The 25,273-nt window shown below is 63.4% G+C and carries 28 protein-coding genes and 3 riboswitches; of the genes, 13 read left to right on the top strand and 15 right to left on the bottom strand.

Going from position 1 to position 25,273, the window contains the following annotated elements:
- Positions 1-6: 6 nt before the first annotated feature.
- The 10 genes from ACS8Y6_RS17010 to ACS8Y6_RS16965 form a co-directional block, all read right to left on the bottom strand.
- Complete coding sequence (locus ACS8Y6_RS17010) at positions 7-951, bottom strand: respiratory chain complex I subunit 1 family protein (RefSeq protein ID WP_440849128.1); 945 nt, start codon at positions 949-951, stop codon at positions 7-9.
- Positions 952-1,034: 83 nt separating this feature from the next.
- Positions 1,035-1,097, bottom strand: a riboswitch (Fluoride riboswitch).
- A 36-nt stretch (positions 1,098-1,133) separates the two neighbouring features.
- A complete protein-coding gene (locus tag ACS8Y6_RS17005) occupies positions 1,134-2,699 on the bottom strand; it encodes a MutS-related protein (RefSeq protein WP_440856116.1) in 1,566 nt (521 codons plus the stop codon).
- Positions 2,696-4,261 (bottom strand): MutS-related protein, encoded by a 1,566-nt coding sequence (locus tag ACS8Y6_RS17000; RefSeq protein WP_440856115.1) that lies wholly within the window; start codon positions 4,259-4,261, stop codon positions 2,696-2,698. Before ACS8Y6_RS17000 ends, ACS8Y6_RS17005 begins: the two co-directional genes overlap by 4 nt.
- On the bottom strand, positions 4,258-5,535 hold the full coding sequence (gene eno, locus ACS8Y6_RS16995) for a phosphopyruvate hydratase (RefSeq protein ID WP_440849125.1): 1,278 nt from the start codon (positions 5,533-5,535) through the stop codon (positions 4,258-4,260). Before eno ends, ACS8Y6_RS17000 begins: the two co-directional genes overlap by 4 nt.
- Positions 5,536-5,581: 46 nt before the next feature.
- Positions 5,582-6,115 carry a hypothetical protein gene (locus ACS8Y6_RS16990; RefSeq protein WP_440849124.1) on the bottom strand — a complete coding sequence of 178 codons (534 nt, stop codon included), beginning with the start codon at positions 6,113-6,115 and terminating at the stop codon, positions 5,582-5,584.
- Positions 6,112-6,396 (bottom strand): DUF211 domain-containing protein, encoded by a 285-nt coding sequence (locus tag ACS8Y6_RS16985; RefSeq protein ID WP_440849123.1) that lies wholly within the window; start codon positions 6,394-6,396, stop codon positions 6,112-6,114. Before ACS8Y6_RS16985 ends, ACS8Y6_RS16990 begins: the two co-directional genes overlap by 4 nt.
- Positions 6,397-6,498: 102 nt before the next feature.
- Positions 6,499-7,110: a histidine phosphatase family protein gene (locus ACS8Y6_RS16980; protein WP_440856114.1), complete on the bottom strand. Its 612-nt coding sequence runs from the start codon at positions 7,108-7,110 to the stop codon at positions 6,499-6,501.
- A gap of 179 nt (positions 7,111-7,289) precedes the next feature.
- Positions 7,290-7,358: riboswitch (Fluoride riboswitch) on the bottom strand.
- A gap of 68 nt (positions 7,359-7,426) precedes the next feature.
- Positions 7,427-7,741, bottom strand: a complete 315-nt coding sequence (locus ACS8Y6_RS16975) for a DUF190 domain-containing protein (RefSeq protein WP_440849121.1) — start codon at positions 7,739-7,741, stop codon at positions 7,427-7,429.
- Entirely contained in the window at positions 7,738-8,142 is a 405-nt protein-coding gene (crcB, locus tag ACS8Y6_RS16970) for a fluoride efflux transporter CrcB (protein WP_440856134.1), read from the bottom strand. Before crcB ends, ACS8Y6_RS16975 begins: the two co-directional genes overlap by 4 nt.
- A 392-nt stretch (positions 8,143-8,534) precedes the next feature.
- Positions 8,535-8,601, bottom strand: a riboswitch (Fluoride riboswitch).
- A gap of 179 nt (positions 8,602-8,780) precedes the next feature.
- Complete coding sequence (locus ACS8Y6_RS16965) at positions 8,781-9,383, bottom strand: TetR/AcrR family transcriptional regulator (RefSeq protein WP_440849119.1); 603 nt, start codon at positions 9,381-9,383, stop codon at positions 8,781-8,783.
- A gap of 160 nt (positions 9,384-9,543) precedes the next feature.
- Here ACS8Y6_RS16965 and ACS8Y6_RS16960 point away from each other — a divergent pair, with 160 nt between their 5' ends.
- Positions 9,544-10,098, top strand: a complete 555-nt coding sequence (locus ACS8Y6_RS16960) for a carboxymuconolactone decarboxylase family protein (protein ID WP_440856113.1) — start codon at positions 9,544-9,546, stop codon at positions 10,096-10,098.
- Between the two features lie 113 nt (positions 10,099-10,211).
- On the opposite strand, the gene ACS8Y6_RS16955 is transcribed toward ACS8Y6_RS16960, so the two are convergent.
- Positions 10,212-11,609: a sodium:solute symporter family transporter gene (locus ACS8Y6_RS16955; RefSeq protein WP_440856133.1), complete on the bottom strand. Its 1,398-nt coding sequence runs from the start codon at positions 11,607-11,609 to the stop codon at positions 10,212-10,214.
- A 186-nt stretch (positions 11,610-11,795) separates the two neighbouring features.
- Here ACS8Y6_RS16955 and ACS8Y6_RS16950 point away from each other — a divergent pair, with 186 nt between their 5' ends.
- The 10 genes from ACS8Y6_RS16950 to ACS8Y6_RS16905 all read left to right on the top strand — a co-directional run bounded on the left by ACS8Y6_RS16950 (position 11,796) and on the right by ACS8Y6_RS16905 (position 20,429).
- Entirely contained in the window at positions 11,796-12,392 is a 597-nt protein-coding gene (locus ACS8Y6_RS16950; protein ID WP_440856112.1) for a sigma-70 family RNA polymerase sigma factor, read from the top strand.
- Between the two features lie 23 nt (positions 12,393-12,415).
- Positions 12,416-12,655, top strand: coding sequence for a hypothetical protein (locus ACS8Y6_RS16945; protein ID WP_440856111.1), 240 nt, complete (start codon positions 12,416-12,418; stop codon positions 12,653-12,655).
- Positions 12,656-12,828: 173 nt separating this feature from the next.
- Positions 12,829-14,247 (top strand): MFS transporter, encoded by a 1,419-nt coding sequence (locus tag ACS8Y6_RS16940; protein ID WP_440856110.1) that lies wholly within the window; start codon positions 12,829-12,831, stop codon positions 14,245-14,247.
- A 153-nt stretch (positions 14,248-14,400) separates the two neighbouring features.
- Positions 14,401-15,372 carry an arsenosugar biosynthesis radical SAM (seleno)protein ArsS gene (arsS, locus tag ACS8Y6_RS16935; RefSeq protein WP_440856109.1) on the top strand — a complete coding sequence of 324 codons (972 nt, stop codon included), beginning with the start codon at positions 14,401-14,403 and terminating at the stop codon, positions 15,370-15,372.
- Between the two features lie 118 nt (positions 15,373-15,490).
- Positions 15,491-15,685 (top strand): GDCCVxC domain-containing (seleno)protein, encoded by a 195-nt coding sequence (locus tag ACS8Y6_RS16930; RefSeq protein WP_440856108.1) that lies wholly within the window; start codon positions 15,491-15,493, stop codon positions 15,683-15,685.
- 30 nt (positions 15,686-15,715) lie between these two features.
- The gene (locus ACS8Y6_RS16925; protein WP_440856107.1) at positions 15,716-16,084 is read left to right on the top strand and encodes a glutaredoxin family protein; all 369 of its coding nucleotides are present in this window, start codon (positions 15,716-15,718) and stop codon (positions 16,082-16,084) included.
- 176 nt (positions 16,085-16,260) lie between these two features.
- The gene (locus tag ACS8Y6_RS16920) at positions 16,261-16,836 is read left to right on the top strand and encodes a DUF3047 domain-containing protein (RefSeq protein WP_440856106.1); all 576 of its coding nucleotides are present in this window, start codon (positions 16,261-16,263) and stop codon (positions 16,834-16,836) included.
- Between the two features lie 24 nt (positions 16,837-16,860).
- Complete coding sequence (locus ACS8Y6_RS16915) at positions 16,861-19,032, top strand: FAD-dependent oxidoreductase (RefSeq protein ID WP_440856105.1); 2,172 nt, start codon at positions 16,861-16,863, stop codon at positions 19,030-19,032.
- Complete coding sequence (locus ACS8Y6_RS16910; RefSeq protein WP_440856104.1) at positions 19,029-19,736, top strand: TIGR04283 family arsenosugar biosynthesis glycosyltransferase; 708 nt, start codon at positions 19,029-19,031, stop codon at positions 19,734-19,736. Before ACS8Y6_RS16915 ends, ACS8Y6_RS16910 begins: the two co-directional genes overlap by 4 nt.
- A 21-nt stretch (positions 19,737-19,757) precedes the next feature.
- Positions 19,758-20,429 carry a TIGR04282 family arsenosugar biosynthesis glycosyltransferase gene (locus ACS8Y6_RS16905; protein ID WP_440856103.1) on the top strand — a complete coding sequence of 224 codons (672 nt, stop codon included), beginning with the start codon at positions 19,758-19,760 and terminating at the stop codon, positions 20,427-20,429.
- Positions 20,430-20,871: 442 nt separating this feature from the next.
- On the opposite strand, the gene ACS8Y6_RS16900 is transcribed toward ACS8Y6_RS16905, so the two are convergent.
- The 3 genes from ACS8Y6_RS16900 to ACS8Y6_RS16890 are packed head-to-tail and all read right to left on the bottom strand — an operon-like array spanning position 20,872 to position 22,362.
- Complete coding sequence (locus ACS8Y6_RS16900; protein WP_440856102.1) at positions 20,872-21,063, bottom strand: hypothetical protein; 192 nt, start codon at positions 21,061-21,063, stop codon at positions 20,872-20,874.
- Between the two features lie 8 nt (positions 21,064-21,071).
- Positions 21,072-21,893 (bottom strand): hypothetical protein, encoded by an 822-nt coding sequence (locus ACS8Y6_RS16895; RefSeq protein WP_440856101.1) that lies wholly within the window; start codon positions 21,891-21,893, stop codon positions 21,072-21,074.
- A gap of 1 nt (position 21,894) precedes the next feature.
- A complete protein-coding gene (locus ACS8Y6_RS16890) occupies positions 21,895-22,362 on the bottom strand; it encodes a DUF302 domain-containing protein (protein ID WP_440849105.1) in 468 nt (155 codons plus the stop codon).
- Between the two features lie 256 nt (positions 22,363-22,618).
- On the opposite strand from ACS8Y6_RS16890, the gene ACS8Y6_RS16885 reads away from it, so the two are divergent.
- On the top strand, positions 22,619-22,747 hold the full coding sequence (locus ACS8Y6_RS16885) for a hypothetical protein (RefSeq protein WP_440856100.1): 129 nt from the start codon (positions 22,619-22,621) through the stop codon (positions 22,745-22,747).
- A 176-nt stretch (positions 22,748-22,923) separates the two neighbouring features.
- On the top strand, positions 22,924-24,168 hold the full coding sequence (locus ACS8Y6_RS16880) for a S1C family serine protease (RefSeq protein ID WP_440856099.1): 1,245 nt from the start codon (positions 22,924-22,926) through the stop codon (positions 24,166-24,168).
- Positions 24,169-24,652: 484 nt separating this feature from the next.
- On the opposite strand, the gene ACS8Y6_RS16875 is transcribed toward ACS8Y6_RS16880, so the two are convergent.
- On the bottom strand, positions 24,653-25,273 hold a 621-nt coding region (locus tag ACS8Y6_RS16875; protein WP_440856098.1), incomplete at its 5' end, for an iron transporter.

Here is a 25,273-nt window from a genome sequence, read left to right as displayed (position 1 = left end):
CCTCTCCTAAAACTGCTGCGCGACGATGCCGAGCACCGCCAGTAGAAAGGACGCCGCCAGCGGTTCCTGGTAACGGAAGAAACGCAACCGGGCCTGCGCCGTCTCGACCACGATGACCGCCAAGGCCACTACACCGAACTTGATCGCGATCGCGCCCACCGCCCCCGCTTCGCCGACGAGCGTGCCGACGTGCGACAACCCCCAGGGCAGCGTGAGCACGTTGCAGAAAATGGTGTAGAGGATGAATTGCTTCATCATCGAGGCCCAGCGCGCGAAGGCCATCAGCGGGCCCGAGTATTCCAACGTGCGCGCCGCGCCGATCATGTAGATCTCGATATCGGTGCTGGAGTGGATCGGCAGGCGGTCGGTTTCGACCAGCAGCAGCACGAAGAACGCACAGACAATGAAGATATGCGCCGGGCTGAAGAACACCGGCCAATGGCCGGCCAGCAGATGATTGACCGGAAACGGCAACATCGTATGCGCCAACAGCGCCACACCCGCCAGCACCAGGATCAGCGTGGGTTCCGACAGGATGCCGAGCATGGCCGAGCGGCTCGAGCCGATGCCGCCATAGGCGCTACCGGTATCCAGCCCCGACATCATCAACATGAACGAGCCGATCGACAGCACCATGCCGCCGCCCAGAATATCGCCCATGTCGGACTGCGGTAGCGGGAAGTCGGTGAGCACCGGAATCAGCATCGGCACGATGCACATGGCCGCGAACGCGACGATCGGCGTGATCAGATAGACAAACGAAGCCGATTCGGGGACGACCAGTTCCTTATGGAACAGCTTCCATAGATCGCGATACGGCTGGATCAGCGACGGACCGGTCGCACGCTGGACGCGCTCCTTGCCCCGGAGAATGAACCCCTCGAGCAATGGCGAGAGCAGCAACGCCGCGAGCACCTGGCCGATTTGCGAGACCACATCAGGCAGACTCACCCAGCGCTCCTTGCGCTGCCATCAGCCACGATGGTCTCGTCGATTGACGAAGCATATTCCAGCATCGGATGCACCTATCTTGCGATCAGATAGGAGTCATCAGCCGATGTCGGCGGTTCGAGGCGAACTCCATCGCCTATGCGTTCAGTCGCTTTTACTATTGCGCTATTCGTCGAACCCTGTCAATCGCTGTCGATCAGCGAGGCGCCGGCCTCCTCGGGTTCCCGACTCACCTCCCGTTCGCTCATCTTGGCATCATGATCGGCGAATATGCGCGCATAGATATCCCGGCCGTAGGCCGTTCGCGACGGCCGCCCGGGCCGGATACGGTGCGTGCGGGAGCCATCCTCGGATCGTTCGGCTTCCAGAAACAGAACATCCGTGCGCTCGGATTCCGAGAAAGCCAGTGCGAGTTCGTAGAAGTGGGTCACGAATACCACTTTCATCTGTTTTTCGAGCAGCACATCCACGATCTCGGCGGCGATCTCGGCGCCTTCGCGTTCGTTGGTCGCCGCGAACGACTCGTTGAACAAAATCAGGCTGCCGGGCTGGATATGTGTCACGATCTCGTCCATGCGCAGCAGTTCTTCCTCGAACTTGCCGCTGGCCATGCTGGCGTCTTCCTCACGCTTGTAGTGCGTGAACACGCCGCTACAGATATTGGCGGCAAATCTTTCCGCGGGCACGAACAGGCCAGCCTGCATCAGCAACTGCGCCAGCCCGAGGCTGCGAAGAAACGTCGATTTGCCGCCCTGATTCGCGCCGGTGACAAAAACGAGATCGTAACCGTCGGCCGCGATATCGTTGCCGACCACGGCTCGATTGGCGGTCAAACAAAGGCTGGGGTCATAGAGCCCTTGGGCCACGCGTTGTGGCGTGTCGTCGGTCCTGGGCTCGGGATAGCAGGTTGGCATGCCATGGTCTTGCAATGCGTCCAGTAGGTTCAGCGCCCCGCGATAAAAAGCCAGTTCAGTCCGCAACTGTTTGAAGAATGCGAGCACATGATCGGAGGCCTGCCCCAGCGCGTTCGCTGCCACATCGAGGCCGCGATTGCGGAGCTCTTCGAGCGCGCGAATGCCGGCCTGGTCACGCGGGTGGATTTCGAATGCATAAGTTTCCGGCTGGCGGTAGACGAGGCGCCGCAAACGCCCCCGCCGCCGTTCGGGCAGTTCCCGCAACACGAAGCCAACCCCTTTGTTGCCGGCCCCGAGTCTCGCGCTGAGCAGGATCCCGTGCTCGAACTTCAGTTCCTTGAGGTGCGCCGCGATTTCGGCCAGATAATCGTCCGAGAGTTCATCGCGGAGCATCTTGAAGAAGCGCACAAACGCGGGTGACTCGAAAGCCTGCGCCCGTTGTTCGGCGATCTGGCGGAGTTGCCGGAGCCGGTCGTGGAACATGGCCATGGTCTCGACCGCGCGATGTAACAATACCGAGGCACGATCGATGCTGAAATGAAACTGCTTGCGTTCCTCGTCGATAGCGTCGACGGCAAGCTCATAGAGACGCTCGATCACCGAACGACACTGTCCGCAGTCGAGCAACACCTGCTGGCGATAACGGATCACCTCGGCGTCCATTACGCTATTCAAGAGGCCAGCCTCGACCACCGGGCGCAGGAAATCGTCACCCGCCGCCATGGCATCGAAGAGCGTGTCGAGTTCGAGATCCTGGACGAGTTCGTCGGCCAGCGCCGGACGGGGCGCGTCGGGATCGAAATCCTGCTCGGGGTGCATCAGAAAGACTTTCATAGCCGTGCCTCCAATGCCTCTCGGGTAAGCCGATGCTTCTCGGCGAGCGAGCGCGCGTACGCCCGCCCATCGGGCGCCTTGCGTTGGATCTGGAACGTGCGGATGGCCGGATCGTCGGCGTCCACGGTGCTGGCCATGCTCACGATGGCCTCATCGAGCGTGGCCAGGTCGTCGATGAAGGTCACGCAGACGCCAGCGGCGCCAGCCTCGATGAGCGATCTGAGGATCCGCTCGCCGAGATAGCGGGCGTCGTCGGTGGTCGTGGAACTGAAGATTTCGTTCATGATCACGATGCTTTCGCGATCGACGCGTTCGAGTATGGCGTGCACCCGCACCAAGTCGTCTTCCAGCTTGCCCCGCAGGTTGCGGATATCCTCGGCGCGCTCGAAATGCGCGAACAGACCGCTCCAGAACATCAGCCGGGCGCTGCCCCCCGGCACCGGGCAACCCAGCCGCGCCAGCCAATGCAATTGGCCGAACATCCGCGCAAACGTGGTCTTGCCGCCCTGGTTCGGTCCGGAGACCAGAATGATCCGCTCGGGCGGCGTCAACTCGAAGTCGTTGGTCACCACCGGCTCGTCATGCGCGACCAACTGCTTGGCCAAGGCCAGGTCGAATGTCTGTTGCGCGATGATCGCCTCGTCGGGGCCGACGATATCCGGGTAGCAGAACGCCAGCCCGGCTTTTTCGAGCGACGCGATATAGCGTCGATAATGCAGACAGAACTGCAGTTCGCGATCAATCCGTGCCACGACGTCGTCGATATAATCGGCATGCGTTTGATAGAAGGTTTCAAAACGCTCGAAGATTTCAGGGAACAGTTGCGTGACCTGCTCCAGCACACGCGTCTCGACCGTGTTCAACACGACCGACTCGGGGAATGTCTGGTGGCGTTCCTTGGCATCGCCGTGGCGGAAACGCTCGAACGTCGCCGCGATGACCTCACCGTAATCGGGCTCGTCACCAAAACGGCTCACCTCGATGCGTGGCCCGCGAATCAGCACGTCATAACGAATACTGTCGACATCGGCGAGACGCGCTTCGGTGGTTTCAGCCAGCGTGCGGAAGTCGTCCGAAGCCACATAGGCGCCGAGCCAGCTCGAAAGATCGACGAAGCCGGCCGACTCGAGGCGCGCATCGGTCAGGGCCGACGCGAAATCCGTTACGACGGCACAATAGCGCGCCGCCGAATCCACCAGCCAGCGGATCTTTTCATGCCGATGATGCGCCTTGTCGATATGGGCCCGGCATTCGTGTACCCGGCCGACGCCGTCGGTAAACGCCTGGGCCGCGCGGCGGATCGCGTCATTCTCGAGATCCCGGAACACGGCATGCCGTTTGGACACCGTGTCGACGTTCGGCGCCGGCGTATAGAACAACGGTGTCAGCCCGTACTGATCCTGCTCGCCGACGATGGCGGCCACGACCTGATCGAGATTGAGATCGCTGAAACCCTCCGGAACATCGTCGCGACAATCATTGGCGGCTACGGCATTTTCGAACAGCAGACTGACGAACACTGCAGCCGACTCATGCGAAGATCCGCCCGACGACGCGGTCATTGCTCATCACCTCCGGCGAAGGTCGCACGCGCGCCGAGCTCGGCCTCGATCGCCATCAGACGGTTGTATTTGGCGACCCGCTCGCCTCGCGCCGGTGCGCCGGACTTGATATAGCGCGAACCGACGGCCACGGCGAGATCGGCTATGAAATCGTCCGTCGTTTCGCCGCTGCGATGCGAGACCATCGTCTCCCAGCCGGCGCCGTGGGCCAGCGCGACGGCATCACAGGTTTCGGAAACAGTGCCGACCTGGTTGAGCTTGATCAGCACCGCGTTGGCGCATTGCAAGTGGATGCCGCGTTCGATATAGGTCGATTGGGTGACGAAGATATCGTCGCCGACCAGAGTCAGCCGATCGCCGAGCTGGCGCTTGAGTCGCTGCCAACCCGCCCAGTCATCCTCGTGCAAACCGTCTTCCAGCAGCCGGATCGGGTAGTCCGCGGCCAAATCCTCGTAGTATTCGATCAGTTCGTCCGCGGTCAGTGACCGCTCTTCCGCCGCCAGTTCATAATGATGCTCTGGACGGAGTTCGCTGGCGGCCGCGTCGAAGGCCAGCGACACGTCCCGGCCCGGTCGCAAGCCGGCGTTTTCGATCGCGCCGAGCAACCAGTCCAGCGGCTGCCGGTTGGATTGAACCGCCGGCGCGAACCCGCCTTCGTCGCCCACGCCGGTACCGATGCCCTGCTCTTTCAGCATGGCCTTGAGTTGGCGATAGATATCGGTCGCCCAGCGCAGCGCCTCGGCAAAGCTGGCCGCCCCATGCGGCATCGCCATGTATTCCTGGAAATCGGCCCCCTGCCAGGCGGCGTGCGCGCCACCATTGAGGACGTTGAACGATGGAATCGGCAATCGGTGACAGTCCTCGCCGCCCAGATGGCGGTATAGCGGCACCTCGGCTGCCCTCGCCCCGGCCCGTGCCACGGCCATCGACACGCCCAGAATGGCGTTGGCGCCGAGGCGCGACTTGTTATCCGTGCCGTCCAGCGCCACAAGCCGATCATCGATCGCGCGCTGCTCGGCAACCGACATGCCGATCAATGCCTCCCGGATTTCGTCCTGGACGGCCCCGACCGCGCCGAGCACACCGCGACCGTCGAAGCGCTCGGGATCGTTGTCGCGCAACTCGGCGGCTTCGTGGCCTCCCGTGGAGGCGCCGGCCGGAACGCTGGCCGTCGTGGTATGGCCGTGGTTCGTCGTGCAGATCACCTCAATGGTCGGCTGTCCGCGCGAATCGAGAATTTCGCGGGCCTTGAGGTCTTCAATCGTTGTCGTCATGAGTCGTCCTTGAGAAGCGGATTGAATATTTCGTTTGGCGTATGCGTCACACGATATGCAGATAAATGCCGAGCACGCTCACCGCACCGCCGCCGAGCATCATCACGACCGTCCAGATCAGCCCGCTGCCGTGCACGGCCCGGGCGACCAGAGCGCCCAGCAAGCCGAGACCAATCACCGCCATGGCCAGTGCCCATAGACCGCTGGCATCCAGCACCGCGGCCACAAGCAAGGGCGCGCCGGAACCCACGAACGCACAAACGCCGGCGATCGAGGCCACCAGCCCCGCTTCGCGGGCCACGGCCCGACCCTGGCGCGACGTCGCCATACGCCCCGGTGCCAGCACGTTGAGTTGCATATCGGCGTGTTCGAGCTCCTGGCGAAGCTGGGTGTACTCGGCAACGAACAGCATGAAGATGCTGGCTACGGCGGTCGCGACCGCGATGCGCACCGACAGCGATAGCGTCATCGGTTCGGTATGGCCATGCAGGCGATTGGCGGCCAGCATCAAAGCATTCAGGATGCCGTCGGATAGACCGAGTGCGACGGGCAACAGCAAACGACGGTGCCGTTGCTTCATCTTGATCGCGGAACACGTTCAACGATCCGATCGCCCGCCACCAATTCATCGGTGCTGTGCACGACGGCCCCGGTACCATTGATCGCATCGACCAGTGCGACGTAATCGATACGCTCCCCGATGACCGTGACCTCCATGCCGACGGTTTCGACATCGATCTCGGTCACGGTGATATTGACGGCTTCGACACCGGGCGCGGCCTCGATGGCCGCGGCGATTTCCGTCATATCGGGGCGGCTGCGTGCCTTATCGACATCGAGCATCACGCGACGCAGATTCATGGGTTTCGTTTCCCTTGTCGTTCAGTGGCCGTCTCGTGCAATCGGGCGCCGTCGGAGCGCCGCAAACCGGCGGCCGGCCTGCCGGCCGCCGGGCCACTTCGATCACGGATATCGCCCATCGCCCGGGGTGGCATCGAGCACGGTCACGGTCCATCCGCCCGTATCACGCTGCAGACAATTCCAGCAGCCGGTGGACTGCGGGATATCTTCAGGGTTGGACGCCAGATCTGGCGCGAGCGTCGCAAGCAACGCGCGATTGCTTGCGTCGTGACCGACGATGGCGATCGTCGCACCAACGGACTCGGCCACGAGGTCATCGAAGGCCTGTGTCACCCGCGCACTCAGCGCCTCCCAGCTTTCCACGCCCGGCGCGGACTCGATCGATCCATAGCGATCAATGACTTCGGAGCGCTCGACCCCGGTCCATTCGCCATAATCCCGGTCGTTGAGCCCCTCGACGGGTTCCACACGCAGGCCGACGGCACGGGCCACCGGCTCGGCCGTATGGACCGCCCGCTTTAACGGGCTCGCCAGAACGCGGGAAAGGTTGACCTCGGCAAACAGCGCGCCCAAAGCCTCGGCCTGGGCGCGCCCGGCATCATCCAGTTCGAGATCGCTACGCCCGCGCAGACGATCGGATACGTTGTGCGCGGTGCGGCCGTGGCGCATGAGATAGACCGTTGCGACCCCATTGATTTCAGCATCTGCGTTCATCGCCGGCCGCCTCGCCGACGTACGCGTCGTGCCGCTGTGGAACGAACCGGGATGGGTTGCAGCGCCGCTTGTTCGGGCTGCTCGGGAACCAGCCAGCGCGTCGCTCGATCACGCCACTGTGACAGACGGTTTCCCAGGTTTCTGATACGTAATGCCATGACTCCTATCTCCATTAAAGGAACGGATCAGGAGTCATCAGCCCCGGCCGAGCGGAGCGGTTCCAGGCGAACTCCATCGCCTTCGCGTCGCGGATCACACGCCCACTACGCGACCAACGGATCGCGCGGCCGGCCATCACCGGCACGCGCTCTATAGCTCAGTGGCCGAACTCCCAGTACTCGATGGTTCGGCGTATGCAGAACACGTGTAGCTTCTCCTCTTCCACGGCACGCATGAGTTCATCGGCCTTGTCGCCGTCGAGCACGAACATCAGCTCCTCCGGCTCATCGGCCAGCTCGAAGAAGTGTGCGGAATGGGTATGCCCGCTGGCGCCCGTACCCTCGGCATCCACGCGGCGCGTATGGCGTTTGATGTCATGCGATTTGGCGATGCCGGCGACCGCGTCGAGCACCGGCTTACCGTGATGACGGCGTGATCGCGGCGCCATGAAGATGACTTCGAATCCTTTCATCGCCCACCTCCCAGAAGTTGGCGCAGAAGCACAAACGAGGCCATACCAAGCCCCACCATGCACAGCGAGCCGAAGACGTGAACAACGATGCCGGCAAAGCCCCAGATAAAGCGACCGGCCTGTAGCTCGCTGAATATTTCAGCCGAAAACGTCGAGAAAGTAGTGAGCGCACCGAGAAAACCGGTGACCACGAACAAGCGCCAGAACGACGATAGCTCTGGGATGGCCGTGAAGGTCGCGATCGCCAAACCGATCAGAAAGGCACCGAGCAGATTCGCCGCCAATGTACCGGGCGGCAGATCCGGCAGATAAGCGTTGAGGGCGATGCCCAGCAACCAGCGTATATTCGCGCCAATGGCTGCACCGGCAGCGATCGCGAGAATCGAATAAATGATCGGCATTGTCTTGTCCTGCTCGTATTCCGCGCCATCCTCAGACTCGATGGTCTGGCCTTGAGAGTGATGTCTTTCGGGTTCGTATTCCGAGTGATCGAGATCGTAGGATTCCGACGGGCTCATCGAGCGATCACTCCGCAGCGCTCAGGGACGACCGGCATCGCGGGGAATGAATGGCCGGCAGCCCATCGGGCGCCCGGTCCCGAGTCGCTTGAACGCAAGCGGTTCAGCGACGGCGATAGCCGGGTCAGCGCAATATCGGGATAGGCCCTCGCCAGTCGATCGAACAGCCGCGGAGCCGGATCGATCCTGGCCGAGAACAGGCGTAGCACAAAAGCGAGGGGCGCCAATACGCGAGCGCCTAGCAGGGACGACAACACTCCTACCTCCAACACGTGGATTGAATAGGAGTCATCAGCCTCGGATATGAGGCAATTCAAGGCGAACTCCATCGCCTTTAGTTGTACGACTGAAATATGTCGCCGGAGGCAGAGGATGTCAAGAAACCCCGCAATGCAGGGTGGCCACCCGTATCAATGACGAATGAATATAGCGGGGCACGAAGTTGGATCAGGCCGAGCCCGGCGCCGGCCGTCACCCATGGGTGGCGGCTACCCACCGCATCGCATGTCGATTCCGGGCGATCAGCTCGGCCGCCGGCGATACGCGACGATCGAGTCGGCGATGTCGTCGGCCAGTTGTTGGACGGCGGAACTCGCGACTGCACGCTGGGCATAGGAACGCAAGCCCATGACCTCGGCCTGCAGGCGTCGCCCGAGCCGCGTCGGATCCTGCTCCGGCCCCAGTTCGCCGCGCATCTGTGCGGTGCGAAACGCTTCGACAAACTGCTGTTCCATGGCCGCCAGCCAGTGATCGGCCTTGTTTCCGGCGAGCGACGCCCGGTCGCCGAGTTCGAGCAGACTCTTGACCAGTAGACAGGCCCGGCTGGGTACCGTGGGCTCGCGTAACGCCCCGAGCGCACGTACGTAGGCGGCGAGCCCGTCGATCGGCGAGGCGTAGCACGCCCGCTGTTTTTCCAGATCCTCGATTCCGAGGGCCGCATAGCGGTCCAGCGCCGCTTCGAACAGCGCCTGCTTGCTTCCAAACGCCGCGTAAATACTGCCGGGCCGCATATCGAGGGCGTGCTCCAGATCCTTGAGCGACGTGGCGTGAAAGCCCTGTTGCCAGAACAGGTTTACCGCCTTGTCGAGACTCTGCTCGCGGTCATACAGCCGTTGTCTTGGCATGGCGTCATTCCGGGCTCGTTCACGGAGCCTACGTGGCAAGAAATCTGGCGCAAATCTTAACTTGAGTGATCACTCAATTACGAGTATGGTTTCAACCACTGGCCGGCCTCGACAGGAAAAGCGCGAGGCCGGGAACGCATCAACCCGAAAAGGATCGGCCATGAGCGACTTCACACTGCACGACAAGACCACCGCCCCCGAGGCCAGCCAACCCCTGCTCCAGAACTCGCTGGATGGATTCGGGATGATTCCGAATCTGCATGCGGTGATGGCCGAAGCGCCCGGTCTGCTGGCGGGATATCAGCAGCTGCATCAGCTATTCACCGAGACCAGCTTCGATGCCGACGAACAGACCGTGGTCTGGCAGAGCATCAACGTGGAACACGCGTGTCACTACTGTGTGCCGGCGCACACGGGCATTGCCAAGCAGATGAAGGTGGACGACGACATCACCGAGGCGCTACGCAACGAAACCGCCCTGCCCACGGCCAAACTGGAAGCGCTGCGCGACTTCACGCTCAGCGTGGTGCGTGAGCGCGGTCGCGTCGGCGAGGATGTGGTGCAACGTTTCCTCGATGCCGGCTATACCAAGCGCCAGGTTCTGGAGGTGGTGCTCGGTGTCGCGCAGAAGACCATGAGCAACTACGTAAACCACCTGGCCGAAACGCCGGTGGACAAGCCGTTTCAGAAGTTCGAATGGCACAAGGCCGGATAAAGCGAACGGCCCCCGCCCGGGTCGCGACGCGTCCGGGGCCATCGGTCCCCGCGCCGGGCGGCGTTAGCGGGCCCGGCCGGGGCGACACGGTGCCCCGCCGTGGCCCGGATTCGCTACCGGCCCCCGACCATCATCGCTGCCGGCCGGGCCGCCACGCTGCGGCGGCTTTCCAACACCGTCCCGCACAGGAAACCGGCGGTGCATATCGCCAGGCCCCAGACGTTGATGCCGAGATCCTCGGCATAGGTGCCCGTGCCGATATCGACAAACGACGGGAACACCGTGATGCCGCTGAAGACATCCACGGCCTTGAGCACGCCGATCGCCAGGCCGGGCCAGATCGCGAAGTAGAAACTCCAGGGCCCGACCCGCGGCAGCCAGGCCAGCAGAAAGATCGGCGCCAGGCCCATGATGGCCGTGCCGCTGATCGTGGTCGCCGCAATCACGGCCGGCCCGACGCCTTTGATGTAGAGGCTCAGGAGCGGCAGATTGCCGAGGGTCGCGATGAGGGCCATGGCCCAGCGACCGCGGCGCACCTGGGCCTCGGTGCATTCGCCCGTACGGTGCGGCCAGTCGCGAGAGACGAACTTCGCGCTCGAGCTGAACGTCGAATCCAGGGTCGACCCGGCACTGGTCAGCATCACGGCGTTGAACAACAAAGCCATCCAGAGGCCGATCGCGGCCGGCACGGCCACGGCGACCGGCGCATTACCCGGCACGCCGGCTGCCAGCGCATAGACCCCGGCCAGGCTGAACAAGGCGATCAGCAGGCCGCCCAGGATCGCGGCAATGACAAAGGCGCGCATCATGCTGGCCGGCCGGCTGAGAAAAGCACGATCCGTGAGCACCGGATCATGAAAACCGTAGCTCAGGCACTGCACCAGCGCGAGCGCCAGAAAAGTCAGGCCGCCGGCCTGCATGGTCGGCGTGACACCGCCGTTGCTCACGGTCGGGAAACCGTGTTCGGCAAACCCGGGGATGAGCACGGCCAGTGTCGCGACCAACAATACCGCGAGCAGAAACGTCTGCATGGCATCGGTGAGAATGCTCGATCGCAAGCCGCCGCGCAGGCTGTAGTAGGCGGTGAACGCAGTCATCACGATCGCCGCCGTCCAGTACGACGGGCTGCCCTCGGGGCCGAAGAACTGCGACGTCACCTTGGTGTTCGACCACACCTCGTTGAACAGGCGAATGGCGATCACGATCATGAAGATCCTGGCGGCGGTCGCCCCATATCGGGAGCGCAGAAACTGCGGCAGCGAGGTATACCCGCCGCGGGTGCGCATGAAATAGACCGCGGCGCCGACGACGATGAAGCTCAACCAGTACGAACCGTAAGCGATGCCGCCGATCACGCCGTAGCTGGCCGACAGGCCCATGGCGTTGTATACGCTTTTGGCCATGACCCAGCTCATCGCCGCGCTTACGCCAAGAAACCAGGCGCCGGGTGGCACACCGCGCGCCGATCCCCCACCGAAAAATTGTGCCGCGCTGGTCGCGCGTGGTGTCATGCTCCAGATCAGTACCGCATAAGCGGCCAATACCAGCCAGGGGCCCACAAGGTCGTGCTCACATCGATTATCCGGAAAGGTCTGCGTCGTGCTTCGCGCAAGCAATGAGTCGTCAACGGCCGAACGAATCTTACGCACGGCGGTTGCAACAGCCGCGGGCGAACCCCATTCCGCCGGTATCCGTTGATGAGTGACGCCATGCGCCCGAGCAGCGATTCCACGCCGTCCGCCGCAGAGTACTGGCTGCAACGCCACGGCGATGCGCTCTATGCCTTCGCCCTGGCCCGTGTGTTCGACCGCGCGAGCGCCGAGGATCTGGTGCAGGACACCCTGCTCGCGGCACTACGCCAGCAAGACAGCTTTCGGGCCGATTCCAGCGAGCGCACCTGGCTGATCGGCATCCTCAAGCACAAGTGCATCGACGAGATACGCCGGCGCGCGCGCTCGGCTCGTGCCCGGGAGCCCCGTGCCGACGACGTGGAAGCACAGCTGTTCCGGCCCGACGGTCGCTGGCGCGAGCCGCCGGCCACCTGGGCGGACGAACCGCTGCAACAGCTCCAGCGCGAGGCCTTCATCACCGCGCTGGGGCGTTGTCTGGACGGGGTGCCCGAGGCGCAGCGCGACTCCTTCGTCATGCGCGAACTGCACGGCCTCGATGCCGACGCGGCCAGCGCGCAGATGGGGGTGACACCGAACAATCTTTATGTATTGTTGCACCGGGCCCGGCTGCGGTTGCGGCGGTGCCTGGAAAAGAGTGGTTTCATGGCGGAGCGTGTTCGATGATGGGGCTTCCAACATGCCGCGAAGTGGCGGCTGAGCTGTCGCGGGAACTGGACGCACCGGACGCCGAAACAAGGCAGCGCCAGATCAAACTGCATCTGCTGATGTGCCGAAACTGCCGCCGCTATGCGCGTCAGCTGAACTGGATGCAGCAGGCGTTCCGGCTGCTCCGGTCCGCCGACACCGCCACCCCCGGACTGCCGGCAGCCGCGCGCTCGCGCATCCGCCAGCGGCTGCGCGACGAAACCCCGCGCCCGCCCGTGTAAGTTTCGTCGTCGCCGGACGACTCATCCGGGAAAGGCGATCAAACGGCCGCGTGACCACGGGTCGCGCCCCCTCACAAGCAGAGGTTGAAACCGGCGCCGGCACGAAGCCAATCCCGGGCCACAGGGGCCGGCCGCTGTTCGCGCGGCTCTCAAGCAAAATGGAGTGAACTAAAATGGCCGAGCGATCCAGGACCGGGGCCCCGACCGCCGCCAGCGCCGGTGACGACGTCGGTCGCCGCCTGGATGGGCTGCGCTGGCGTCCCGTGCATACCCGTATCACCGTGGCACTCGGCATCGGCTGGATGCTCGATGCGTTCGAGGTCAACATCGTCGGCAACATCCTGGGCATACTCAAGAATCTCTGGCATGTCACGGCGACCCAGACATCGCTGCTGGTCTCGGTATGGTTGATCGGCATCATGATCGGCGCCGCGCTGTTCGGCTATTTCGCCGACCGCTATGGCCGCCGAAAGCTGTTTGTCGGCACGTTGCTGCTGTACTCCGTATTCACCGTCATCTCGGCGCTCTCGCCCGGCTACTACTGGTTTCTGGCCTTCCGCTTTCTCACCGCGCTGGGCGTTGGCGCCGAATACTCCGCGGTCAATGCCGCCATCGGCGAACTGATCCCGGCCCGCTACCGCGGCAGAGCCAGCGCGATCGTGATGAATTTCTGGCCGCTGGGCGCCATCCTGGCCAGCTTCATTACCCTTTATTTCATCAGCCTGATGCCCGCCGCGGTCGGCTGGCGGGTGGCCTTCGCCCTGGGCGCGGTGATTGCGCTGTTCACCCTCTGGGCGAGGCGGGTCCTGCCGGAATCGCCGCGCTGGCTGGCCGGCAAGGGCCGCTGGCGGGAAGCGCAAGCGATCTCCGAGCGGCTGGCCGCCGACACCCGAACCTTTGCGGCGGCCCTGCCATCGCGGCCATCGCCGGGCCCGCGCCCGGAGCGATTTCGGCAACAGGTCGCGGTTCTGGCCCGTCGCTATCCGGCACGGCTGGCGCTGGGCAGCGCGCTCGATTTCTTCGAAGCCTTCGGCTACTACGGCCTGTTCGCCATGCTGCCGCTGGTGGTGCTGCCAGAACTGCAACTGCCCGACGCCGATACCCCCTGGTTTTTCATCATCGGCAACGTCGGCGCCGCGGCGGGCGGCTTGCTGGCCGCGTTCGGGCTCGACGGCCTCGGACGCAAGCGCACCGTCACCGGCTTTTATCTGCTGGCCGCACTGGCCATGTTCGGCATGGGGTTGGCCACGGTGGCGGGGACGGCGGCGGGTGTGCTCGCCGCATTCACCCTCGCCAATCTCTGCGCCACCGGCAGCTGGGTCGCCGCCTACCCCACCTTCGCCGAGCTGTTTCCCACCGGCATGCGGGCATCCGGCATCGGTTTTTCCGTGGCCGTCGGGCGCATCGGCGCGGCCATTGCGCCACCGCTGCTGGTGACAGTGGCCACGCAGATATCGGCCAAAGCGGCATTCGGACTCATGACCGCCTCCTATGCGTTGGGCGGACTGTCCATGCTGCTGTGGTCGATCCGGGGCCCCGAAGCACGTGCCCGGCCGCTGGAATCACTACTCATCCAGGACCAGAACGGCTGATCGTGTCGGCGTTCCCAACCACCACCGCTGCGCCGGCCCCGTTCATGCGTGTAAGTTTCCCGGTTGCCGGACGACCCATGTGCAAAGGCCGTTTTACCGCCCGCCGCCGGCGGGATGTCGCGGCCACCGCAGCGAGGAGGATGAAACCGAGCCATGCATGAGAGCAAACCCCGGCTGACCGCGACCGACTTCCCGGCTATCCGGCGCCGACCGTTGCAGACGCTGCAGATGAATCTCGGCTATTTGTGCAATATCGCCTGCACCCACTGCCATGTGGCGGCCGGCCCGAAGCGAACCGAGTTGATGGACCGCGACACCATCGAGGTCGCGATCGCGTTTCTGCGCGCCCACCGCATCCGGACGCTGGACGTAACCGGCGGCTCGCCGGAAATGAACCCGCACTTTCGCGACCTGGTGCGCAGCGCGCGGGCCATGGGCGTGCATGTCATGGATCGCTGCAACCCGACTATTCTCAACGAACCCGGCTATGAATGGGTTGCCGATTTTCTGGCTGCACAGCAGGTCGAGGTGATCGCCTCCCTGCCCTGCTATACCGAGGAAACGGTCGACCGTCAGCGCGGCAAATCCGTGTTCCAGCGCAGCATCACCGCCCTCAAGACGCTCAACGGACTCGGCTACGGCCAGCCCGGCAGCGGCCTGACGCTCAACCTGGTCTACAACCCCGCCGGCCCGCAGCTGCCGCCGCCGCAGCAGGCGCTGGAGGCAGACTACCGGCAGCACCTGCGTGACGAACACGGCATTGAGTTCAACCGCCTGTTCACGCTCGCCAACATGCCGATCAAGCGCTTCGGCAGCATTCTGTTGTCGAAACATCAGTTCGGCGACTACATGACGCTACTCAAGAATGCCTATCGCCCGGACAATCTGGCCGACGTCATGTGCCGGGATCTTGTCAGCGTGGACTGGCGCGGCCATGTCTACGACTGCGACTTCAACCAGATGCTGGAGATGCCGCTGGGCGCCGCGGCCGAAGGCGCCACCCACCTGCGCGACCTGCTCGATACCGATCTGGCCAACACGCCGATCCGGGTCGCCGATCACTGCTACGGCTGCACCGCCGGCCAGGGCAGCAGTTGCGGCGGCGCGCTGAGCGGTGCGGCCTGACCCGGCTAGCGCGCCCGGATCGCCCGCGCCCCTGGCGGCGATGTCGTCGCACGCGCTGTTTGCAACAACTGCGGACGTCGCCACGTCATCCGAACGTCATCACTTCTGGAGCCAAGCCATGAAACCCGCAGTCAAACTGGAATCCACCCTCACGTGTCCGGAATGCGGTCATCGCGAGACCGAAACCATGCCCACCGACAGCTGCCAGTTCTTTTACCAGTGCCCCGCCTGCGGTCGCGTGCTCAAGCCGAAGCCGGGCGACTGCTGTGTTTTCTGCTCGTTCGGCGCCGTCCCCTGCCCGTCCCGGCAATAACCGCCGACCACATCATCGCGGGGAATCCTCATGCACGTCTGGTTTCAGAAAGCCCTCGACCTGGTCCATCCCGCCCGCAGCGTGACGCAGGTTCGGCGATCCGCCGAAGAACAGCATGCGGCGGATCAGGCGGCCGGGCAGCTGACGCTGTATCACTTCCGCTCCTGCCCCTATTGCCAGCGGGTGCGACGAGCCGTGCACCGTCTCAATATTCCCGTCACCCTGCGGGATATCCACACCGACCCGGCCGCCCACCGGGCGCTGCTCGCCGGTGGCGGCCGACCGACCGTGCCCTGTCTTCATATCGACGATCCGGCCGGAGGCGACTGGCTCTATGAGTCCGCCGACATCATCGACGATCTGAATCGACGCTTCGCCCCGGCGCGGGGCAGGCGATGACCGCGGGCGGGCCGGCTCGGCCACAGGCCGGTTTGTCGACCGGCGCATGGCGAGGCAACAGGCCCGTCACCCATGCCTGGCATCGGACCGCTAAACATCTTCGGACGGTTCTCGGCGTGCTTGGATCGGTGCTGGCAGTGCTTCCCGCAACGCCGGCCGCTGCGGCGCCCACCGTCATGATCGGGCGCTTCGCCCCCGGAAGCCTGGCGGCCTGGGAACATAAATCCTTCAAGGGTGAGACGCATTATCGCCTCGTCGGACACGGCGACGCGCGAGCGCTCGAGGCGACCTGCGACGCCAGCGCTTCGGCGATCGCACTGCGCCGCAAGGTGGATCTGCGACGAACGCCGATACTGCGCTGGGAATGGCGCGTGGACCACATCTACCCAGGGCTGGACGGGACCACGCGCGCCGGCGACGACTATGCGGCCCGGGTTTACGTGATCCACGACGGCGGGGTCATGCTCTGGCGCACGCGCGCGGTCAACTATGTCTGGGCCAACAGCGAGCCGCGCGGCGCACACTGGCCGAACGCTTTCACCGACAAGGCGATGATGGTGGCCGTTCAGTCCGGGCCGCCGGCCGATCCGGGCGCCTGGGTGGCCGAATCGCGCAATGTCCGCGCCGATTTCAAGCGCTTCTACGGTCTTGAGCTGAACCAGATCGACGGCGTGGCGCTGATGACCGACTGCGACAACAGCGGCCGTTCGGGGCGGGCCGAGTATCGCAACATTCGTTTCACGGCCCATTAGCCCCACACCGCGAAGGCGCCCGCCATGAACAAATCGAGAATCGCGCTGCTCGTACTGGTTTGCGCGGCCGTTGCCGCCTTCTTCGTGTTCGATCTCGGCCAGTATCTCGATCTGGGCTATTTCAAGGCGCAGCAGGGCCGCCTTCAGTCGGTCGTGGCTGCACGCCCGATGCTCGCGGGCGCCGTGTTCTTTTTGATCTATGTGGCGGTCACCGCGCTGTCGCTGCCGGGTGCGGCGGTCATGACGCTGATCGCAGGCGCCTTGTTCGGCATGCTCTGGGGCACGCTGCTGGTGTCCTTCGCCTCCTCGATCGGCGCCACCCTGGCGTTTCTCACCGCCCGGTTCATCCTGCGCGACTGGGTGCAGAAGAAATACGGCCAACGCCTCGATGCGATCAACCGCGGCATCGCCAGGGACGGGGCGTTCTACCTGTTCACACTGCGCCTTGTGCCGGTGTTTCCGTTCTTCGTGATCAACCTGGTCATGGGGCTGACGCCGATACGGCTGGCGACCTTCTATATCGTCAGCCAGCTCGGCATGCTCGCCGGCACGCTGGTCTTCGTCTATGCCGGCACGCGGATCGCCGCGATCAACACCCTGTCGGACGTGCTGTCGCCCGGGCTGCTGGTCGCCTTCGTGCTGCTCGGCGTATTCCCGCTCGTCGCGCGCCGCATCATCGACCGGGTACAGGCCCGCAAGGCCCTGCGCGGCCACCCGAAACCGCGCCGTTTCGATCGCAACCTGGTCGTCATCGGCGCCGGTTCGGCCGGGCTGGTCACCGCCTATATCGCCGCCGCCGTGCGGGCGAAGGTCACCCTGATCGAAAAGCACCGCATGGGCGGCGATTGCCTGAACTACGGCTGCGTGCCCTCGAAGGCCATGATCCGCTCGGCGCGCGTCGCCGCCCTGATGCGGCGCGGCACCGAGTTCGGCGTCCACGCCGACAACGTACGCGTCGATTTCGCCGAGGTCATGGCCCGCATCCAGCGCGTGATCGCCGAAATCGCCCCGCACGACTCCGTCGAGCGCTATCGCGGCCTCGGCGTGGACACGATCGAGGGCGAGGCCCGTATCACCTCGCCTTACACGGTCGAGGTCGACGGGCGCGAGCTGACCACGCGCAGTATCGTGATCGCCACCGGCGCCCGCCCGATGGTGCCGCCCATTCCGGGTCTGGATACCATCGACTATCTCACTTCGGACACGGTCTGGGGCCTGCGCGAGCTGCCCGAGCGCCTGCTCGTGCTCGGCGGCGGCAATATCGGCTGCGAGCTCAGCCAGGCCTTCGCCCGCTTCGGCAGCCAGGTGACCCAGGTCGAGATGACGCCTCGCTTGCTGGCGCGCGAAGACCCGGACGTCTCAGCCCACCTGGCCGAGCGCTTCGCCGCCGAGGGCATCAACGTGCGTACCGAGCACAAGGCCAAAGCCGTCGAGCGCCGCGACGGCGAGAACGTGCTGATCTGCGAGCATCAGGGCGAGGACGTCGCATTCGCCTTCGACCGCATTCTGGTCGCGGTGGGCCGCACGCCGAACACGGCCGGCTTCGGCTTGGAGGAACTGGGGATCGAAATCGCACCGACCCGCACGCTCGCGGTGAACGAATTCCTGCAGACCCGCTACCCCAATATCCTCGCCTGCGGCGATGTCGCCGGCCCGTACCAGTTCACCCATGCCGCGGCCCATCAGGCCTGGTATGCCTCGGTCAATGCGCTTTTCCTCGGCATCCGCCGGTTCAAGGCCGACTATTCGGTCATCCCCTGGGTGACCTTCACCGATCCCGAGATCGCCCATGTCGGGCGCAACGAAACCCAGGCCGAAGAGGACGGTATCGCCTTCGAAGTCACCCGCTACGACCTCGGCGAACTTGATCGCGCGATCACCGAAGGCCAAGCGCGGGGCTTCGTCAAGGTGCTGACGGTCCCCGGCAAGGACAAAATCCTGGGCGCGACCATCGTCGGCGAGAACGCCGGCGAGCTGATCGGCGAATTCGTCACCGCCATGCGGCACGGCCTGGGCCTGAACAAGATTCTCGGCACCATCCACGCCTACCCCACCCTGATCGAGGCCAACAAGTACGCCGCCGGCGAATGGAAACGGGCCCATGCGCCCGCGCGCATCCTGGCCTGGCTGGAACGCTTTCATGCCTGGCGCCGCGGCGGGGTCGATAGCGAACGCGCCGCCGATGCCGAGCGATGAGCGAGCGCCCGAGCCTGTCCATCATCGTGCCGGCTCTCGACGAGGCGGCCGGCATCGCGGCCGCCCTGCAATCGCTTGCCGGGCTGCGCCGGCGGGGCGCCGAAGTGATCGTGGTCGACGGCGGCAGCGCCGACGACACGCTCGCGCAGGCCGCCCCGCTGGCCGACCGGACCCTGAGGTCCGCCCGTGGCCGCGCCGTGCAAATGAATGCCGGTGCCCGGGCCGCCGGCGCGGATGTGCTGTTGTTCCTGCATGCCGATACCCGGCTGTCCGACGACGCCGACACCCGCATTCATGACGCCCTGGCCGACGGCCGCCATGTCTGGGGGCGATTCGACGTGCGCATCGAGGGCCGCGCCGCCCTGCTGCCGGTCATCGCCTGGGCGATGAATCGGCGCTCGCGGCTGACCGGCATCGCCACCGGCGACCAGGCGATTTTCGTCACGCGACGCGCCTACGATCGCGTCGGCGGCTTTACGCCGCAGGTGTTGATGGAAGACATCGCGCTCTCCCGCCGCCTCAAGACCCTCTCGCGCCCGGCCTGCCTGCACCAGCGCGTGACGACCGCCGGCCGCCGCTGGGACGAAAACGGCGCACTACGCACCATCATTCTCATGTGGACGCTGCGACTGGCCTACGTCTGCGGCGTATCGCCCGCCCGACTCGCCCGTTGGTATGGCCAAGGGTATGACAAGACCCGCTGAATATCGCCGTATTGGACCCCGATGAAACCCGCCCCCGATCTACACATCGCCGTCTTCGCCAAGCCGCTCATACCGGGCCAGGTGAAAACCCGGCTGATCCCGAGCGTGGGCGCCGAAACAGCCGCGGAACTCCAGCGCGCCATGCTCTGGAATACGCTGACCGTGGCCCGGGATGTCGCCGGCGAGCAGGTTTCCCTGTGGGTGGCGGGCGACCCGGGGCACCCGACACTGCGCCCGTTTCGCGATGCCTTCGTGCCGTCGATGCACGCCCAGCGCGGCGACGATCTGGGGGCAAGAATGCGCTCGACCCTGGCCACGTTGTTGACGGCACACGACCGCGTATTGCTGGTCGGTTGCGATTGTCCGGTTCTGTCCGCGGATGACCTGCGCGGCGCCGCCACGGCGCTCGACGAGGACCGGACGGACACGGTCTTCATCCCGGTCGAAGACGGCGGCTACGTGTTGGTCGGCCTCAAAGCCCGGCCCGAGCGCCAGCAAGCCGTCCTCGATGCCGTCTTTGGCGACATCCCCTGGAGTACCGACCAGGTGATGACACAAACCCGCGCCCGGCTCGCGGCAGCCGGGCTGGGCTGGGCGGAGCAACCCGCGCTGTGGGATATGGACCGGCCCGAGGATCTTCGGCGCGCCCAAGCAATGGACGTGTTGGATCGGCGGATATGGGATCACGAATGAAGATCGCGCGCCATGCTGCGAGCGGCATCGTTTCCAACCTGCGGCCTGTGCCGGCCCGATCTATATGTCATAGCGATAGCGTCGGATCGACACGACTGCCGCGCGTTACCACGACATCCGGGCTGTGTTATTCACCCGGCACAAAAATAGATGATTTTTCGGCTTAATAGCGCCAGTATGCGACCGCATGCTCGCTGCGGCCATTGACCGCAAAGCCTTTGAAAATAAAAGACGGACAGGCGCCCGCTTTTATTTTTGAAGGCGTTAAAAACAGCTGGTGAAGTCAGCTGTTTTGATGCCGGATTAATATCGGCAAAACGGCACGACCGCGAAACTTTTCTCAACCATGAATACCTTGAGCGCGCGCGACAGGCCCATTCGCCCGGCATCCAGATACCGGGGCTCGGGCGTGACCGCCCGAACCACATGCCATGCCATGCGTTCAGCCCGCATAGGCATCATAAGCGACCGGCTGTTTGCGCATATCGCGCATCTGCCAACCGATCACCCAATCGCCGGCCTGAAAATTGATGCTGTATCTGCCCTGGGGCAGAAAGGCGATCGTCGGCAACGCGTTATCCTGGCCAAAATGGCGGTGCCGGTACGTCGGTCGCATAGAGATCACCGCAATCACTCGCCATATCAGCGCTCGACCTGACCTGCCGACGACCTGCTCATGAGATCCATCAGATAGGTCAACAAAGTGGCGCGCATCACATGGGAGCGGCTGACCGTGATACCCAGCACGGTGCCGAAGGTGATATGGGCAATATAGACGGTCAGCGGAAAAGCAATCGGCGCGTATTGCTGTCCGAAAAGTCCGGCCCCGATCCCCGACATCACGGGGCTGAGCATGAAAATCGTGCCAATGCCCAGCGCATAGAGCGTGCCGATCCACCATGCTCGACGTCCAAGGATGAGAATATAGATCATGGCGAAGCTGGCGCCATTCCAGAAATGGTCGCCCCAGCCCGCCAGATTCGACAGCGCATCGGGCCCGGACATGAACTGATCGAGCAGCTTGACCCCCATCAGCTCGGGCATCGAGCCCGGCATGGCATCAAACAGTCGAAAGCCGATGAGCCGCACGATTTCGAGACCGACCGTGGCCAGCACACCCGCAACCAGCGCCGTGGGCACGCCACGGGCCAGGCGCGCCCATCCGCGGGTGATTGCCAACACCCAGACAAGGAAGACCGCGATAACCGCGGGCAGCAGCGCGTGCAGGCCGAGCCAGTTCATACTCGAGTAACCGGCGGCAGTTGCCACGAACATCAAAGGCGACACCGAGGCGGCCGCGAGCACGATCGCGATGCCGACCAGCTCCCCGACGCTCGACGGTTCCGAGGTGTGAGTCATGTTTTGCTCCTGCCCGATGAGGGCTTGGCCAATGCGTGTCTCATGGATCGTGTGCGGGGTGGCGAGACCGCGGTCCAGCGCAGTCCCGCCACCCTCAACCGACACCCTATTGCGTGGCGCCCTTGAGAATCATGTGGAACTTCTTGTCCATCATCTGTCCGGGTTTACGAAACTGGCTGTCGACAGCCGTCAGCAGATCCGAGGGCTGGAAGTAACCGACGTAGGTCTGGCCGCCGTTTTCCCAGACGTACATCCGCAGCGGCAATACCGCGCCGGCGGCAGGCGACATCTTGAACAGTTTCTTGCCGACCTTCGGGTTGCCCACCAGAAAACTCTCCGCGCCTTTCAGATGCAGGCCGGTCATCTTCAATACGTTCGCCTGATTGATATGGCCCATAACCATCATGCCGTTGCCGGAGATGGCGTGCTTGAGCTGGGACACGGTCGAGTTGAAGGAATGGGACGACTGCGCCTGGACGAAATTCGTCGCCGCAAAGCTCGATGCACTGAATAGAAAGCCCGCAACGAGCAAAAGCGCGAATACCCGTTTCAAAGCGATGACGTGATTTGACATAACAACCTCTGTGATATTTAGAAAAGCCATGACGCGCGCAGCGCGCGAGCGACTCAGCCGCCGCTCTACTTGATAAGTCGCCAATCGCCACTGAATCTTACGGCCCGATTTCTGTAATCGGATCGTCGACCGCGGTCATGGCCGGCCTGCCGGGCCCATGTTGCTCAGCCTTCCGGTGCCAACCACTCCTGAAACGGTCTCCGGAATTTGGACAGGCGCATAAGGGAGAGTCAGCCCGACAAGAGGCGCCGATGATATGGGTAAACGCAGGAACTATTCGCCGAAATCCAGGGGGCGTGCGGCACGCGCCGCGATCGAGGACAACGCGACGATTGCGGCGTTGGCGCAGCCGTTCGCGGTGCATTGGAACCGGATTACGCAGTGAAAGCGCGAAGCGCTGGATCACCTGTCCACCGAGCGTCAGCTCAAGACAGCTGCGCCTTGCCGATGACGGCAAACGTGCATCATGGCGTCGAATATGGTAGCCATGACAGGGAAATCGGCCCCGGTATAAACCGCTTCGGCTGTTACGGGATCGCCAAAACTTAGTCTAGGAGAATCATGAGCATGCAACGTATCGCGCACGCATTGGCCGGATACCTTCTACTTCTGTGCGTCGTGGCAACGACAGCCACCGCACAAGTAAACAGCGCCGCAGCCACGAATAACGGCGACTCAAAGCTGCAGCCCGGTGAGCAGAACACCGTCAACATCGTCCAGAAATACAAAAGCAGTGTGGTGGCAATCCGGGTCACGGTGCATGGCAAACAAGTCAACCCGATGCAAAACCTGCCGCCGGAAATGCGTCGGTTCCTCAAGCAATTCGGGCAAGGCCAGATACCTTCGCACAAGGGAACAGAACGAGCCGCCGGCAGCGGCTTTGTCGTCGACCAGAAAGGCCAGATCCTGACCAACTATCACGTGGTGGCTGCCGCCCTGCATGGGATGTCGACCAAACTCGCCGACGGTGCTTCGGTCACCATCAAGTTCCCGGGCAAGAAAGCCGCGCCCGCCAAAGTTGTCGGTGTGGATCAGTCCCACGATCTGGCCTTGTTACAGCTGAAAAAGCCAGACCAGCTTCCGGCTGATGCCAAGCCCATCCCGCTTGCCGACTCGGACAACATAAAGGTCGGCGAGACGGCGATCGCGATCGGCAACCCCTTCCTGCTCCAGTCGACGGTGACTCAGGGCATCGTATCGGCAGTCAACCGTAAGCAGGCAGCGGCCGTAAGCGGCATACCCATTGAATATATTCAGACCGACGCCGCCATCAATCCGGGCAACTCCGGTGGACCTCTGCTCAATTCACAGGGTCAGGTCATCGGCATCAACGACGAAATTCTGGCACCTCACGGAACATTCATCGGCGTCGGTTTCGCGATCCCCAGTAATCTCGTCAAACAGAACCTTTCCGCGCTCAAAGCCGGCAAATTCATCAAGAAGGCGATGATGGGCGTGGCCATCATACCGCTGAACAAGTATCCGAAGGACGCGCGCCAGCAACTGAATCTGCCCGATCACGGCGCAATGGTGGCCAAAGTCAAGCCGGGCAGCCCGGCCGATAAGGCGGGACTGCAGGGTGCGCAATACACGATGAATGTAGCGGGGCATAAACTGCCTGTCGGTGGCGATATCATCATCAAGGCAAACGGTCATACGATTGAAAATGCACAGACGCTGCAGAAAATTGTGTTGAGCAAATCCGCGGGTGCCCATATCAAGCTCGTGATTCTGCACCACGGCAAGAAGAAGACAGTCACCGTCACGCTGGCGGTACTCAAATCGAATCCGCAGCAAAGCCAGTAAAAGAATGCCGTGATGAACCCGGATGAGCGACCTGATGTGAATTTTCATGGGGTCGCTCATTCGGGCTCGGGCCCCGTACGACTCGATTCAAATCGGTGAGGATCGCGGGTAATGCCAACGGCTATCGATACTTAATCGATACAAGCCCAGTCACGACGGGTGATGGATTCAATACGCCCGGCTGACCGAATAAGCACGCGCATTGTTTTGTCAGCAAATCCACGCAAATGGGCGTAAACAAGAACGAAGATTCAGGCACTACTGCTTCAGCTGCGCAAGTGCTGGCATCGTCAAGTGTTTGACTGAGCTTTGTAAATAGCCAAGCAGCCGCTTATCGACAAACGCGCCGAAGCGCCAGCGGGAACTTTAACGCGACGATAACACTGCCGGGTACACCACGCCCGCCGCCGAACGACGCCCCGCCCCCGGTTTGCAAACGGCCTGCGCCCGTCCTGACGCAGGCCGTCACGGGACGGCGTTTACCTCAGTACCCGCCTTTCTTGCCCACGCCGACATAGGTGAACTGCCAGGTGTGCGTGATCGGCGACCACCATTTGGGCACACCGGTATCGCGCGTGGTGTGCCGGAAAAATCCCTGGTATGGCGGTGGCAGGATCTTGAAATGCGCCGTGTACTTGCCCGGCCCATCGAGTTTAACGTTGGAACCGTAGTGCGGCCCATCGTTGGCCGTCATGGGGATCATCGTGCCCACGGTCGACCAATCGCTGCCTTTTTTCGTGAGCTCGTAACTGACGGTGAGATAGGGAATCCAGGCCCCGGGGTCGAAACCGTGCTTTTCATGCGCGCCCGCATGGATATCCGCTTCCAGATGCACATCGGCCTGGCTGCTGTTCAGACCGGGCACCACGGGCGCCATATCCACGGCTTGGAGATACACCGGATGAATGATCAGCCCGTCCGTGACCAGAGGCTTGCCGAGCGAATGCTCCGCGGCCAGCGCCGGCATCGATAGTGCAAAAAGCGCGCTCGCGGCAGCGAGTGAACCGAGGTGAAGTCGCATGTTTTTCCTTTTAGCTAGAGTCATTCGTTTTATTAATCCGGCATCAAAACAGCTGACTTCATCAGCTGTTTTCAACGCCTTCAA

It is taken from the genome of Salinisphaera sp. RV14 (assembly GCF_052044135.1).
Taxonomy (GTDB): Bacteria; Pseudomonadota; Gammaproteobacteria; order Nevskiales; family Salinisphaeraceae; genus Salinisphaera.
This window is presented reverse-complemented; position numbering and strand designations above follow the sequence as displayed.